General features: G+C 66.5%; 11 protein-coding genes. 4 read left to right on the forward strand and 7 right to left on the reverse strand.

Annotation, left to right across the window (positions count from 1 at the left end):
* Window positions 1-427: 427 nt before the first annotated feature.
* Entirely contained in the window at window positions 428-733 is a 306-nt protein-coding gene (locus G1H10_RS27515; RefSeq protein ID WP_163744018.1) for a helix-turn-helix domain-containing protein, read from the forward strand.
* Here the strand turns inward: G1H10_RS27515 and rfbA are convergent.
* A complete protein-coding gene (gene rfbA, locus G1H10_RS27520; protein WP_163744124.1) occupies window positions 697-1569 on the reverse strand; it encodes a glucose-1-phosphate thymidylyltransferase RfbA in 873 nt (290 codons plus the stop codon). The two genes, G1H10_RS27515 and rfbA, sit on opposite strands and share 37 nt — an antisense overlap.
* Window positions 1570-2178: 609 nt before the next feature.
* Between rfbA and G1H10_RS27525 the strand changes: the two genes are divergently transcribed.
* A complete protein-coding gene (locus G1H10_RS27525) occupies window positions 2179-3039 on the forward strand; it encodes an IclR family transcriptional regulator (protein ID WP_216853716.1) in 861 nt (286 codons plus the stop codon).
* Here G1H10_RS27525 and G1H10_RS27530 read toward each other — a convergent pair.
* On the reverse strand, window positions 3033-3713 hold the full coding sequence (locus G1H10_RS27530) for a GNAT family protein (RefSeq protein ID WP_163744020.1): 681 nt from the start codon (window positions 3711-3713) through the stop codon (window positions 3033-3035). The two genes, G1H10_RS27525 and G1H10_RS27530, sit on opposite strands and share 7 nt — an antisense overlap.
* 387 nt (window positions 3714-4100) lie before the next feature.
* Between G1H10_RS27530 and G1H10_RS27535 the strand changes: the two genes are divergently transcribed.
* Window positions 4101-5378: a hypothetical protein gene (locus G1H10_RS27535; protein WP_163744022.1), complete on the forward strand. Its 1278-nt coding sequence runs from the start codon at window positions 4101-4103 to the stop codon at window positions 5376-5378.
* 486 nt (window positions 5379-5864) lie between these two features.
* Window positions 5865-6854 (forward strand): Gfo/Idh/MocA family protein, encoded by a 990-nt coding sequence (locus tag G1H10_RS27540; RefSeq protein WP_163744024.1) that lies wholly within the window; start codon window positions 5865-5867, stop codon window positions 6852-6854.
* A 165-nt stretch (window positions 6855-7019) separates the two neighbouring features.
* Here the strand turns inward: G1H10_RS27540 and G1H10_RS27545 are convergent, their stop codons facing one another.
* The 5 genes from G1H10_RS27545 to G1H10_RS27565 all read right to left on the reverse strand — a co-directional run bounded on the left by G1H10_RS27545 (window position 7020) and on the right by G1H10_RS27565 (window position 13886).
* The gene (locus G1H10_RS27545) at window positions 7020-8345 is read right to left on the reverse strand and encodes a TFIIB-type zinc ribbon-containing protein (RefSeq protein WP_163744026.1); all 1326 of its coding nucleotides are present in this window, start codon (window positions 8343-8345) and stop codon (window positions 7020-7022) included.
* 111 nt (window positions 8346-8456) lie between these two features.
* Window positions 8457-9446 carry an AraC family transcriptional regulator gene (locus G1H10_RS27550; RefSeq protein ID WP_163744028.1) on the reverse strand — a complete coding sequence of 330 codons (990 nt, stop codon included), beginning with the start codon at window positions 9444-9446 and terminating at the stop codon, window positions 8457-8459.
* Window positions 9447-9787: 341 nt separating this feature from the next.
* Entirely contained in the window at window positions 9788-10387 is a 600-nt protein-coding gene (locus G1H10_RS27555) for a helix-turn-helix domain-containing protein (RefSeq protein WP_163744030.1), read from the reverse strand.
* Window positions 10388-11120: 733 nt separating this feature from the next.
* Window positions 11121-12758, reverse strand: a complete 1638-nt coding sequence (locus tag G1H10_RS27560) for an aminotransferase class I/II-fold pyridoxal phosphate-dependent enzyme (protein ID WP_163744032.1) — start codon at window positions 12756-12758, stop codon at window positions 11121-11123.
* Between the two features lie 393 nt (window positions 12759-13151).
* Window positions 13152-13886, reverse strand: a complete 735-nt coding sequence (locus G1H10_RS27565) for a class I SAM-dependent methyltransferase (protein ID WP_163744034.1) — start codon at window positions 13884-13886, stop codon at window positions 13152-13154.
* Window positions 13887-14153: the final 267 nt, after the last annotated feature.

A 14153-nucleotide genomic window follows, 5' to 3' on the forward strand; every position in this document is an offset into this window, starting at 1 on the left:
TCATACAGCTCCCCGTTTTGCCAGTGCTCATTCCACTTTTTCAGCCACCCTTGCGTGACTGAAACGACAGCTTCACACAAACCCGCGCAGAAGGCAAGCGGCCCGCCAAACCGGACGCGGCGGACTATTCAATGACAGCCTCGATTCCCCGATATGCGCCGCCATCTCGATTGACAACTCGTAGAAACCGCAAGCGAATCCCCGCAACACTCCACATGACCGCCACACCGCGCGCGACGTCAACAATCGTGAGCTCTCTGACCTCGGCCGGGCGAAGCCAGGCGAATCCCGACGCCAGACGACACACGCCGTGCGCGCTGCCGACCTCCGCTGCTCATTTCGAGCCTATGTACATCACTACCTGGGATGTAACGATTTTCGCATAACTATTTTAGTCAGACCAAAACAGCTCTGATGAAATTCGCATGTGGTCAATATCCGACGGTCAGAGTACGAGCGGTTGCGTCAAGCGCTACGTGAGATCCGCGAGGAGCGCCGATTGAGCCAGTTCGACGTGGCGCACCGGCTGGAACACAGGATCAAGCAGGAGCAGATCAGCCGCTACGAACGCGGCGAGCGCCGGCTGGACGTCGTCGAACTGCTCGACATATGCCGGGCGCTCGAGGTCTGGCTCGGTGAGGTGCTCGATCGCGCCAATCTCGACTGGCGGCAGGGCGGCCCAGAAGGGAAGCCCGGCTACGAGGCCACGCCGAGGCACAAGCCGAGAAGGTAGGTGCCGTAACCGGACTTCTCCAGATCCCGGCCGCGCGCCTCCAGCTGGTGGTCTCGGATCAGCCCGAGCCGCCAGGCCACCTCTTCGGGGCAGCCCACCTTCTCACCGTGGCGCATCTCGATCACGCGCACATACTCTCCGGCAGCCATCAGGCTCTCGAACGTGCCCGTGTCCAGCCACGCCGTCCCCCGCGGCAACACCTCCACCCGGAGCGCACCGGCTCGCAGGTAGGCCATGTTCACGTCGGTGATCTCCAGCTCGCCTCGCGCCGACGGGCGCAGTCCACGGGCGATCTCGATCACGTCGTTGTCGTAGAAATACAGCCCGGGGATCGCATAGCTGCTCCGCGGCCGGGCCGGCTTCTCCTCCAAGGACACCGCCCGGCCATCGGCGTCGAACTCGACCACGCCATACGCGGACGGATTGGCCACGTGATAGGCGAAGATCACCCCGCCGTCCGGGTCGGCGTGCTTGGCCAGCTGCAGGCCGAGCCCCGGGCCGTAGAAGATGTTGTCGCCCAGCACCAGCGCCACCGAGTCACCGCCGATGTGCCCGGCGCCGATCAGGAACGCCTGGGCGAGGCCTTCCGGCTTCGGCTGGGCAGCGTAGGTGATGCTGACGCCGAACGCCGAGCCGTCCCCCAGCAGCCTGTGGAACGCGTCGGTGTCGTGCGGCGTGGTGATCACCAGGATGTCCGTCACGCCGGCCAGCATCAATGTGGTCAGCGGGTAATAGATCATCGGCTTGTCATAGACCGGCATCAGCTGTTTGCTGACCGGAATCGTCAGCGGGAACAGCCGCGAGCCGGTACCGCCGGCCAGAATGATTCCCTTCACCACACACCTCTCCTGCTGCGACCGTGCCCACGCTAGGCAGACAGTCGCCAGAAAGCAGGAGGGACCGATTGCGCCCTACCCTTTTCACCACCCCGGCTCGGGCGTCGGCCGCGCCGGGCGCAGACGGGCGCCGCCGGCGGACGACGCGTGGCCGCCGGCGAGATAGTAACGGGGGAACTACCTCGCCGACGGCCACTGTCCCTTTCCCCACCCCGCACAAGGCGGCCGTGCGTCGTGCCGCGAGGCGCTGAGCGCACACTCACGACACGACATCCCCACACACGCAACGGAGAAAAACTTCCGTTTTGTATTGCGTCTTGAAGTATGCCGGGACAGGGCCGACGTGTAAAGACCCGGAGCCGCATCTTTCGCACCCATCTTCCGGCATGCGAACGTCGGTGGAATCGAGCACCACGACCGCAAGCAGCGCGCAACAGGCCACCATGACCAGCGACGGGAAACCGGATCGCCCCTCCCGCGGCAAGAGCACCGCGGTGCACCGAAGTAGACACGGTACGAGCTTCGCAATCCGGTCTCTCAAACCGGCCCTAAACCGTTGTACACTCACGAAACCTAAGATCCGGCACGCGATACGAAGGAGCCGATGCTATGGCGACCGGCCGAAACAGCCGACGGACCAGCCCGGCCGATGACGCGGACGATTTGGCCAACGACGAACAATTCGACATGGACGGTGCGCCGCACCCTGCAACCGCTTCCCCGGAGCTGGCCCGGAAATACACGAACCGCTCGGTGGAGCGCGTCATCAAGATGCTGAACCTGCTGCAGGAGTCGGTGCAGGGCCTCTCGCTGGCGAACATCAGCACGTCGATCGACATGGCCAAGCCAACCGCGTTCCGATACCTCTGGACGCTCGAGTCGGCCGAGTACGTCGAACGTGACGCGGACGGCTTTTACCGGCTCGGCCTCGGTTTCGTCGGCCTCCAGTCCCGCGGCCTGCAGGTACTGCACGAGCGCTCGCGACCATGGCTGGAGAAGCTACGCGACGAGACGGGCGAGTCCGCCAACCTGGGCGTGCTTCAGGGCAACTCGATCGTCTACGTCGAGACGGTGGCCAGCCGCCGCGCGGTCCGCATGGAGAGCGCGCCCGGCAGCCGGGACCCGATCCACTGCACGGCGCTGGGCAAGGCGATCACTTCGGAGCTTCCGGACTCCCGCGTCCGCGAGCTGCTGGAGCACACCGAACTCGAGCAGCGGACGTCGAACACGATTGCCTCTGTGCAGGGCTTCCTGGACGAGCTCGGCAAGGTGCGGGACCGCGGCTACGGCACCGACGACAAGGAGAACGACGTCGACGGCCGCAGCGTGGCGGTGCCGATCCGTGGCACCCACATTCCCGCCGCGCTCAGCATCAGCGCGCCGGCCAGCCGCCTGACGATCAAGGAGATGAAGACGATCGCCGGTGCGCTGACCGACGTGGCGAACCGCCTGGCGGCGCCTTCTCAGTAGACCGCGACGCCCTCGTCCGGCGTTCGCTGCCGGACCAACCTGTCAGGTGCCCATTGCCGGACGAGGCCGAGGCTGGCGTCCCGCAGCGTGGGGTCGTTCAGGTCGACGACGTGTACGCCCTTCCAGTGGAAGAACCCGACCGACTCCAGCAGATCCGACAGGCGGGTGCACGCGAACTCTGCCGCTACCGGGTCGACCGACCCGATCGGCAGGCACGACGGCGCGATGCGGCACACCGCTAGCCTCGCGGTACGGGCGAACCGATCGAGCGCGGCGGCGATCAACGGACCGGCCAATCCGTGCCCGCGCCACTCCGGCGCCAGTTCGAACCAGCGGATGATCACCATCCGCGGCACGCCCGGGGTGATACAGGTATCCAGCTCCGGCACGAGCACGCCATCGGCGAGATCGATCACCGACTCGGCGATGTACTCCAACGGTCCCTGCTCCGGCTCGATCTCATCGAGCAGGTTGCGGTCCCGATCCAGGTCCGCGACCACCAGGGACATTCCGCCCACGTGCCGATGCCGCGGCGAGCAGGCCTCGTAGTCCCAGACATCGGCCGACACCTCCCAATGCTCGAGGACGTCGTCGTCATCCCCTGCCTGCCACCACAGTGCGCTGTTCGTGATGGAAAGCTCGATTGAGAGCGGGTTCGCGGGAAGTCCACGCATCACGGTCACCTCATCGGCTAAGAGCGAAATGTTCGACAGGATCCTCCGGCCGCCTCCGCCGCGGCCTCCCGTCACAGCAGGACAGGAAACGAAGTGCCTGCGTACCTGGCACGACCGGGGAATGCCCCAAAGGCGTCCGTGCTTGAGTCGCACGATGACCGGAGGATCCGCCTTAACTCACCGAGTGGAGATGCGTCCCATACCATCCGATCCGATGACACCATTGTCCACAACTTGCGGCTACGCGCAAGCGAAAATGATCTTCAGGTGCGCTACTTGTAACCGCCTCCTCACACGATCGTGACATATATCGGGTATTGCGTAACGCCCGTTTCTCCGTACTCTAGACAGTCAAAAGTATCGTTTCAATCGACACGCGGAGTGGGCATGAACACCATGTACCGGTCGATCCTGAACGTCGACCCAGACGAACCGCTGATCGATACCGTCGCCGAACACCTGCATCGGTGGATCGCGACCAAGAGCGTTCATGTCCCCTCGGAAGCGCCAGGGCGCTACCTGCTCAGCCCGGAGGACATGATCACCGTCCTGCGCGAGAACGTCGACGGTAAGCGCGTCTTCCGCTGGCATCGGGAGCGGCCGTTCGACCGCCGCGATCCAGAACTCATGACGACGACGGTCACCGCGGTCGAGGATCCAGACGGCCGCGGATGGCTGTGGACCCAGGTGCAGCCACCGTCGTCACACAGCCGCACGCCGCGCGGCAAGGGCTTCATGTGCGTGCCCAGCTTTGTGCGCAGCATGCTCGGCTCGCTCGCCTGCTTCGACGGCCAGACACCGATACTGGCCGACCCGCAGTGGATCTCCACCGGACATCTGCCCGACCTGATGGATTTCCTCGCCGACGACACGCGGCGCGGCCCGATTCTGGTGGTCAGCCCGAGTATCACCGGGCCCAGCGCCATCGAAGGGGCCACCGCGCTGACCTTCCGGGAGCTGATCGGCATCGGCACGATGTTCCTGCTCGAGGAAGATGCCGAGGAGGACTTCAACACGATGATGGGGCCCGACCACGCGCTGCTCCCCGGCACGATCCGCACCTACGCCCCCGGCGTCAACCTGGACGAGCCCGACGACCCCGCCCGCCACCCCACGCTGGGCCGGCGGCGCATCGAGACCAAGAGCGTCGGTCAGCTCGCCTACCTTCTCGGGCTGTGCCAGCGCAGGCTCACCTGCTCGGCCCCCATCCCGCCGTACCTGGACGAGATCGACCAGGCACTGATGGATGCCGAGAGCCGGATGGAACAGACCGTGGCCTCCGTCCATCTCTTCCCCACACCGAACGGTCGCGTCCCCGGACAGCGCACCGGCAGGCCGCACGGCCCGGGAGTCCCGTCCGCACCGACGCTCACCGCCCGGGATGCGCGGGCCCGGCTCCGGCCCGGCGGGCACTACCCGCCGTTCCTGCGGGTCCTCGACGAGCCGATCCCGTTCCACCACGACGACGAGCGGACGATCGAAGACCTGCACGCCGAGAACGACATGATCCGGCGGCAGATCGAGATGTTCACAACCATGGTCCAGGCGTACGAGCAGTGCCAGACCAATATCCGGGAAGCAGTGGAGACGTTTGGCGAGCAGATGCGGAGGCTCCGCAGTCAGATCGACAATGTGGCGTCCGGCGGTGGCAGCGCGTCAGGGTAGCGGCCGCGTGCCCGGACCCCGGCCCGACGTCTGCCTCCGCCCGGATGCGGAGCGAATCCACCGACTTCCTGTACCAGAGGTATACGACCGGAGCCGAGATCAATTCGTCCACAGTTGTCGGCAATGACCCCGTGGCCCGGGACAGCACGGGCGGGCAGTGCTAACGTCGTCCTCACCACGGTCGATCATGTGGCGCCGCAGGTGACATTAGCTATTAGCAACTATCGCGGGCCGCGGGTATCGACGATCACGATCCATAGCTATGGCGTTCCAGTCCACCAGGCCCATGGTGCGGTGGACAGACGTGTCGGTTGCCGCCAGCGCGCGGTGACCGGCACGTCGTTGGGCTCATGCAGGCCCACCATCTCCTTGTGGCTCCGCTCTGGCCACAACACACGAGTGCGGTCCGCCGTCGGTGGCGTCGATCGACGCCGCCATGCTCCATCCTCGACCACTACCGATCCAACGACAGCAAGGGGGCTGCTCGTGGGTGCAACGGGCATTGACCACCGCGTTCGGCTCGGCGTCATCGGCGCCGGCAAGCATGCCATGGAGAGGATCTATCCCTGCCTGCCCTACCTTCCGGTGGACCTCGCCGCCGTGTGCGACCTGGACGAATCGCGTGCGCGGCATATGGCCCGCGCCTTCGCCGGGGAAGAGGTCTACACCGATCACCGCAAGATGCTCAGCGGGATCGAGGTCACCATCGACGCGGTCTTGATCTGCACCGGCCACGCGTCGCAACCGGCCCTGGCCATCGACGCGATGGAGGCCGGCTATCCCGTCTGGACCGAGGCTCCGCCCGGCCCGTCCGCCGCGCACGCCACCGCGATGCTGGAGACGAGCCGGCGGACCGGCCAGATCTGCATGACCGGGTTCGCCAAGCGGTTCGCGCCCGTCTACCAGCGGGTGCGTACGGCGATCGCGTCGCCCGAGTTCGGCACACCGAGCATGCTCGGCATCGACTGGTCGTTCGGGAAGCCGGCCAAAGAATGGCAGGAGTCGTTCGTTCTGGTCTTCGGCATCCACATGATCGACATGGCGCGTTACATGTTCGGCGAAGTCGATCAGGTCTTCACGCGCGAGCGCGACGGCCACTCGTTTGCGACGACGCTCTCCTTCGCCGACGGCGCGATCGGCACGCTGACCATGACCGCCAACCGGGGGCAGCACGTGACCGAAGAGGTCGAGTTGGCCGGGCACTACGGCCAATACATCAAGATCGACAGCTCCGGGCGGATGATCCGCTACCACGGTGGTGATGTGGTCGAGTTCTACGACCGCCCGCTGTCCATGCAGGACAGCCTGCGAGATCTCGGCTATCTGGGACAGCTCACCGAGTTCGTCGGTGCGGTGCGAGAGGAGCGCGCGCCGGCAACGTCGACCATCGAATGTGCCTGCCGGACGATGCGCCTGCACGACGCCATCATCCGCTCCGCGCGGGAACGGCACGCCGTTGACGTCAGCGACGGATGACGACGGCGAACTCGGTACTGCGGCGGCCAGGATTCAATCCCACACGGCCGCGAACCGAACGGCCCGGGGCGGCCCCGTGCACCATCCCTTCCTCTACCGGCACCATCACGTGGGCTTGCACAGGTTGAGGAAACCGTCGGCACTCCGGGCGTCTCCCGGATAGGACTATTCAGGCGAACCGTCGGTGTTTTTCCGGGTCATCAGGTCCGCGACTCCGCCCAGGCCGTGTTCGCTGAGCCTCTCGGCGAGCCGGAACGGGGTGATGTGTTCGCGATACCACGGGCCACCGAACAAGCTGCGCCGATCATCGGGCGTCGTCGTCCCGCCGTGTGCGCCCTCGCCGCGCATCAACCTCACCATCAACCCGGCCAGGCTAGGCACCAGCGCGACCGTGACGCCGTCGAAGGTCATCCGCACCTCCGAGCCATCGACGATGACCTCACGGCTCGTCAGCGACGCGATCTCCTCGGTGCGCCGGCCATACAGCAACACCAAGCAGGCCGCCACCCGGTCGGCGACATCCAGCCCCTCGTCGTCCAGGAACCTGTCCACCATGTTCCAGTAGCGCTCCACGTCGTCGTCGAGGCGTAGCAGATCCTCGGCCGTCGGGACACGCACCCGGACGCAATAACCCTGCGTGCCCGCCCACATCACGAAGCTGGCGACGTCGTTCGCCTGCGATCCGCGGCGCAGCCACTCGTTGACGTGCATCTGGCGCAGCTCATGCAGCCCGAGGCCGCGGTGCTCCAGCCAGACCAGGAAGTCAACCGCTCCCCTGACCTTGCGCTTCGCGCGGACCGTGCCGAGCTGGCGGGTTGCGGCCTCGTCCGCGGCGGCCACGTTCGGCCCGACGTGATTCGACCAGAACTCCTTCACCGTCTGCCGGTTCCGGGCATCGCGGACGGTGCGCAGATGCCGAAAGACCCATCGTCTGACCCGCTCCAGCCCTTCGTCCCGGCGTTCCAGCACACCGCCTCTGACCAGCATGTACCGGACGTAATCGGCGGCGTCGTGCTCCTGGTAGGAATCCAGCACGCCGTGTGTCACCGGAGCGACACTCGTCGCCACATCGGTCAGGATCCGCGGAGTCGCGCCCTCGCGAAGCCAACGTTCCGTCATCCGCGGGTTCGGCGCGGCGCAGATCGCCTCGTACACGCGAGACCAGCGCTCCGGTATCTCCGGTGTGTCCGGCGCGATCAGCTCCTTGGCCCGCACCTTCAACCCACAGCGATCGCACGGGCCGCGCTCGTCGGCGTCGACCTTCATGCCGCACCTGGCGCATCTGCCGTTCGCCGACCGGCCGTCGTCGGTGCTGCCCAGCGAGCCGTCCCGGTCCGCGTTCTGCCCCGGCGAGCCATCCCGCGCCGCGTCGTCGCTCATCGACTTGTCCCTGGCAGAGCCTCGGTTGGCCGAGGAGCCACGGGAGCCGTCCTCGCCGGCCCGGCCCTTGGGCTGGCGCGGCGTCGGCTCGCCCTCGGCGTATCTGTCCATATACTCCGTGCACGCATTGAACTTCTCATCTCGACAGACGCGGCAAACCTGGCCAGGCCTGTCCAACGGGTGTCCCTTCGGGCACCGGTACCTATGGCGTCCCATGATCACCTACCGTGAGCGCGGAGTACGCAAGAGTGTGTCATACGGGCGCTCGCCATACCTCTGCCGGTACAACGTCACGAAGCGACCGTAGTGTTTGAACCCGTAGTGCACGGCTACCTGTCCCACCGTCACCTCACCTCGGGACGCCGCGAGCAAGGCGTCATATACCCGATCAAGCCTAACGTTGGTGAGGTACGCCTTGGGCGACAGCCCGACGTGTTGCTTGAATTGAGCCTGAAGCGCCCGTGGACTGATAGCGGCGAATTGTGCAAGGCTGCTCGTCGTGTGTTCCCACTCCGGATTATTGTCGACAATCTGCAACACCTTGCGCAGATACAGTGGGTAGCCTGACACGGCATCCAGCGCCACTCCATTCCGATCGACGTTTCCCGGCTCGTCACCTTTGATGAGATAACTCGTGTGGTTGTGCGGCTGCACCCGCAACAACGTGGACATCAACTGACGCTCGAACGCTACCGCCTCGTGCTGCTCCTCGACCAGTGCTCCCGGACGGTCAAGTTCTTCGGTGAGCAACGTCCACCAGCGCAGCCAACTCAGCCCGCGCCCGCTGGCGACATCCATGACCGGCTGGATGCGAAACGGTTCGCGCAACGGTCCGCGTATCACGTCCATTAATCGAGACTCAACCGCATCCAGCTCCATGCGCAGGACCGACATGCGGCAGTCGGGGCTCCAGCGCATCATGAGCCGGTCCGTGTCGCAGGTGATGACCGCCCGGCCGGGCGTCAGGTCGAGATCTTCAACACCCAGCCGGATCCGTGCGTGCCCGGCCATCGGTCGCTGGATGATCAACACCCGTTGATCGGTGTCCACCGTCATCTCGGCGGGACAACCGAACTGAATATAACTCAGTAACAGATTGTGGATCCGGTGCCAATGAACCCGCGGCCGTGCCGCACTGTCACAACCTTTCAACTCCAGCAGGTGCCAGCCGAGGACACCGTGCAGCGTTTCAGCAATACCTTGAGTTCCCACACCCCGAAAGACCTCATACCGCCCCAGCGGTAAGGGTGACATATATTCCACCGGGCACGTCGCCTCCCACACTTATCTCCACGCCCCTGACGCACCAATCTTCGATGAGTTGCCCGACCGGCGCAAGTGTCAGTATGTAGCTCTTCCTCCCGCACCCGAAGGGCAACGCGTGCGCTTATCGGAAGAGAGCACCGGCATTCATCGCATGACCTGGCCAGTATTGAGGCAGGCAGGCCTGTGAATAGCTGCGTCGGCGTCCCCACCGGCGAAACTCGCCCCCTCCGTTCAGGACTTGTACTCACACGGAATTCGATATCTGTACCGAGCAAACGGTCCGTTTGCTACTGTTCGCCATCTGGCGCCTCCGTGGATGGCGCGTGCGGCGGCGGAGTGGCCCCGGCGCTCTCCGGCGTGTCCGCCACACTCTGCCGTTGCCGCGGTATCGGCGTTCCCGACTCAGCAGCCGACGCCACCACCTGGCCGTTGGGGCGGGGCGGGCGGTACAGAGCCTGTGCGGGCCGCTCGTTGAACCGCTGGCTGTACATCGTGGAGAAATGCCCGTAGTGCCGGAACCCCCAGCGTTGGGCGATGCGGTCCGCCGTGACCTCGCCCGGCGACGCCGCCAGCAGGTCGGTTCGCACACGCTCCAGACGGACCGTGCGCAGGTGTGCCTTCGGCGTGGTCTCCAGATGCCGCTTGAACCGGTACTGCAATGCTCGCTGGCTGATCGAAGCGTACCTGGCCATGCTTGCCGTGGTGTGCTCATACTCCGGGTGCGCCTCGATCAACTCCAGCACCTTGTGCAGGTACGCAGGCGCCAGCGACAACGGCTCTGTCTCGTCGTGCGAATCTTGCCGCGGCCGCCGGGGTGCCTTGTCACGTTTGCGACGTGCGGCCGCATCGTCGTCTCCGGGCGTCGCCTTGTCATCGTGCGTGGCCACGTTTCCCGTCCTTTCGTCAGATCTCCCCTTGTGCGATCTCAGCGCGCTCATCGACGAGAGCGGCGGAGACCATGTGGTGATGCTCAGGCTCGCGGCCGGCCAGCGTGAGTGCCGCGGTCATGAATGCCGCCGACGCGGTAGGTCGACATGTGGCGGTCGACGCGACGCCGCGGGTCGTCATGCCGCCGGTCGTCATTGTGAAACGCCGAGTCATGGTGACATGCCGACGGCAGCGCGACACCGGATCCCGGCATCGTGGCAAGACCAAGCGCGCCAGAACGCCGGTAGACGTCTGGCACGGGGTATCGCGGTCCGTCGCCTGGTGAGGCTTGTCGCGGTGCAGCGAAGCCGGAAGCAGAAATGTCTAAGATCGATACTCGCCGTCAGCGCGACCTGTCGAATGTTCATCGGTCACGTAACCACCCATCCCCTCACGGGCCTGATCTACCCCATCGGGCCCTGTTCGGTTGACTCCGCCCTTAAGCGAACAATCCTTGCCCCACAAGACGGTCCAAGCAATCACAAACGCGCACATTTCCGTCCCTCACGCGAATGAACCGCGGTACGTGTGCCGGGTCCGCCGGGGTTCGGATGTCTGGTGGCAGTTCGGGGCCGCCGTCCCTCGGAACCGGACCGCCGTCGCTCGGAGCCCCGGCCCGCCGCCGCTCGCGAACGGGACGGTTGTCCCTTCGAGCCCGGGCCGCGATGCTCCGGATGCGTAGGCATCGGGTGCTCAGGCCAAGTGGCTGACGCGCTGCGGCTGCAACACGGCCGCCAGATCCGTCGCAAGCCGGCGACCTTCCGCGGGTTCCAACGTCGCGGTCGTGACCCGGACGAAGCTCTCCGAGCGGATACGATGCAACTCCCCCGCGCGCAGCCGCCAGCCGCGCGCCTGCATCTCCTGGATCACCGGCGCCTCCTGCGGCACCGGAATCTGGACGTTGAACCCCGTGCGGCCGTGCGCGACGATCCCCTGCTCGGCTAGGCACGCGAGAAACGCATCCTGCCGTTCTTGATACGTCGCCGCGGCGCGTTCGACGTCCGCCCGCACGCGCTCATCGCGCCACAGCTGAACCACGGCGTGCTGCAGAATATGGCTGACCCAGCCGGCGCCCAGCATCTGCCGCCCGGCCACCCGGTTGACCGTGCGCCGGTCTCCGGTGACGAACCCGAGGCGCAGATCCGGGCCGAGATGCTTGCTCACCGAGCGGACCACCGCCCACGTACGACGGCCGGCGCACACGGAAGCGTACGGCACCGAGCTCAACCGCCACGCGTGGTCGTCCTCCACGACGGCGACCTCGGGATAGTCCGCCAGCACCCGCCGAAGCCGCGCCGCCCGTCGCTGGTCGATGGCGGCGCCGGTCGGGTTCTGCGCGCGGGGCGTCACGACGACAGCAGCCGGGCGTTGCCGCAGGGCCTCGTTGAAGTCGGCCGGAAGTGGGCCGGCGTCGTCCATGCGGACACCGATCGGCTCCAGTCCCATCGCCTGCACCAGATCCAGGATGCCGGCGTGCCCAGGATCCTCGACGACGACGCGGTCGCCGATCCGGGTCCACGCCGACATGAGCCGCTCGATGCCGTCCAGCGCGCTGGCGACCAGGCAGATATCCCCCACCGCGCCGCCCGATGCTGCCGCCGATGCCGCAGCCGGGCGGTGACCGTCGCCATTGCTCTCGGCCGCACCGGGCGAGGCCCCGTCGCCGTCGCTCTCGGCCACGCCGGGCGAGCCCACGTCGTCGGCGCCGAGCTGCGCGAACACGTCGGCGAACGCGGAACGCACGATCTCCACCAGCGCGGGCAGGATGGTCGCCTCGCCGTACAGGTAATGCCGGACCTCGACGCTGTTCAGCGCAGCTTGGACGTCCGGCAGCAACCGCGGGTCCGGATTTCCGTCGCTGACGTCGCGCAGGCCGCTGAGTTCGCCGGCAGCATCGGCGCCGCCGTCACCCGGCTGCCCGGCCGGTCCGCCGCCGGAAGGCCCGTGGTGGGCTCGGCCGCGCGCGTCGTCGGCGGCGGCATATTCGGCGTACCCGGAGATCGCACCGTCCGGCGGCAGCGGGCCTTCGTACCAGGAAGCACCGGAGCGTGCGGCCTGGGCCGCTGCGGTGGAGACGGGCGGGTGTGTGCCGATGCGGGTGTCGCGGCCGGCCTCGCTGGTCACCATGCCGCGCAGCCGCAGGTCACGGTAGGCGGTGGCGACGGTCGACGGGCTCACGCCCAGCCGGGAGGCCAGCCCTCTGACCGACGGCAGTGCCTGCCGGGGACGCAGCACGCCGAGCTCCACACCGGTCTCGATACTCTCCGCGATCTCCCGGGATGTTCGGCCGGTGATCGGTAAGTCCTCGTTCAGCCGTCTGACTCGCCCCATCGTCGTGCCCTCCGCCCGCTGTCGTCGACGTCCACCACGTCGCTCACTGCCGCGCCCGGCTATAACTGTACTGGTACAGATATCTGAACCCACCCTGTGCGCACGTACCGATCCCCTCGTCGCGTCGGGACCCACCGGTTCCCGCGCCCCGGCACCGTCGTCACGGATGTCTCTCGCATACGTCGAGAAGCTCCGGACACTCCTTGCGCAACCTCTAGCAACCACAGGCACTGCCGCCCGACTGGTGAAGAACTCGGGTACGCGTCGATCGTGTCGCGTCGCGGCATCATGCCGACATACACGTTAATCCACATTCGTGCCGATGACGACCGGTTGGCGGCGAAAACTTCCAGCCCGCCGGCGCGAAACATTCGCGCGGCGGGAACCGGACGGTCAGGCCCGGGCGATGACCAGGAACTCGCCGTCCGGGTGGCCGATCGGGTCGCGGTTCCAGCCGCCGTAGATCTGCTCGACGTCGAAGCCGGCGGCGTCGAGCGATGCGCGCAACTCCTGCTCTGTGCGGAACCGCAACGTCGCCACGCTCAACAGTTCCTCGCCGTCCGGGAACAGGAAGTGCATCGTCGAGTCGACAGCACCGTCGCGCACCAGCTCGGCGTCGGTCCAGATCGCGACCTCGCGGCCGTCGGGCAAGGTCGCCGTGCGGCGAGAGTTAACCGGGTTCCAGTCCTCCCACGTGCGAGCGCGCGGGTCGCGGGTGTCGAACACGAGGCGCCCGCCCGGCACCAGGGCACGCTTGAGGTCGCCGAGGACGCCCGCCCACTCGTCGTCGTCGACCATGAACTGCGCGACGTGGGCGGACATGACGGCGACGTCGAACGAGGAGTCCGGCAGGACCGAGGAGGTGCCTTCGATCCAGCTCACCCGTTCCGCTCCAGGCTTGGCGCGGGCGGCCGCCAGCGACGCGGCCGCCGGATCGACACCGGTGACGGTATGCCCGGCGTGCGCCAAGGCGAGCGTCAGGCGGCCGGTCCCGCATCCGAGATCCAGCACCCGGGACCCGGGTGTCTCGTTGACGACGGATAAGAAGAAGTCGTCGTCGCGCGCCCAGCCGAACTGGGCGTCGTAGAGGGGCACGAGGCGGGGATCGTTGAACTCGGCGACAGACACATCGTGGACCCTAGCCGCGCTGCGCCGCGCCGTCGATCGAATTTCATACGCGTAGCCGAGCACTATGGTGGGCGAATTCTCGAGGGTGAACATACCCACGGCCGCCAGTGAAGTGGCGCTGATCGAGGCGTGAGCGGCGGCTCGGCGTCTCTACTCGAAAGAAGCATACGTTGCGGTCGTGATCACGACCGCAACGCATGCTTGTTACACCGACTACCACTCACCACCTGGCAGGACACCACACTCCGCGCTCAAGCAAGCGGTCTA

The organism is Phytoactinopolyspora halotolerans, from assembly GCF_010550675.1.
In the GTDB taxonomy this organism is placed as follows: Bacteria; Actinomycetota; Actinomycetes; order Jiangellales; family Jiangellaceae; genus Phytoactinopolyspora; species Phytoactinopolyspora halotolerans.

What these genes read in the sequence shown, in the direction of transcription:
- G1H10_RS27535 (WP_163744022.1), top strand. Translation starts at nt 4,101, where the DNA reads ATGAACACCATGTACCGGTCGATCCTGAACGTCGACCCAGACGAACCG.
- G1H10_RS27545 (WP_163744026.1), bottom strand. Translation starts at nt 8,345, where the DNA reads ATGGACAGATACGCCGAGGGCGAGCCGACGCCGCGCCAGCCCAAGGGC.
- G1H10_RS27530 (WP_163744020.1), bottom strand. Translation starts at nt 3,713, where the DNA reads ATGCGTGGACTTCCCGCGAACCCGCTCTCAATCGAGCTTTCCATCACG.
- G1H10_RS27560 (WP_163744032.1), bottom strand. Translation starts at nt 12,758, where the DNA reads ATGGGGCGAGTCAGACGGCTGAACGAGGACTTACCGATCACCGGCCGA.
- G1H10_RS27525 (WP_216853716.1), top strand. Translation starts at nt 2,179, where the DNA reads ATGGCGACCGGCCGAAACAGCCGACGGACCAGCCCGGCCGATGACGCG.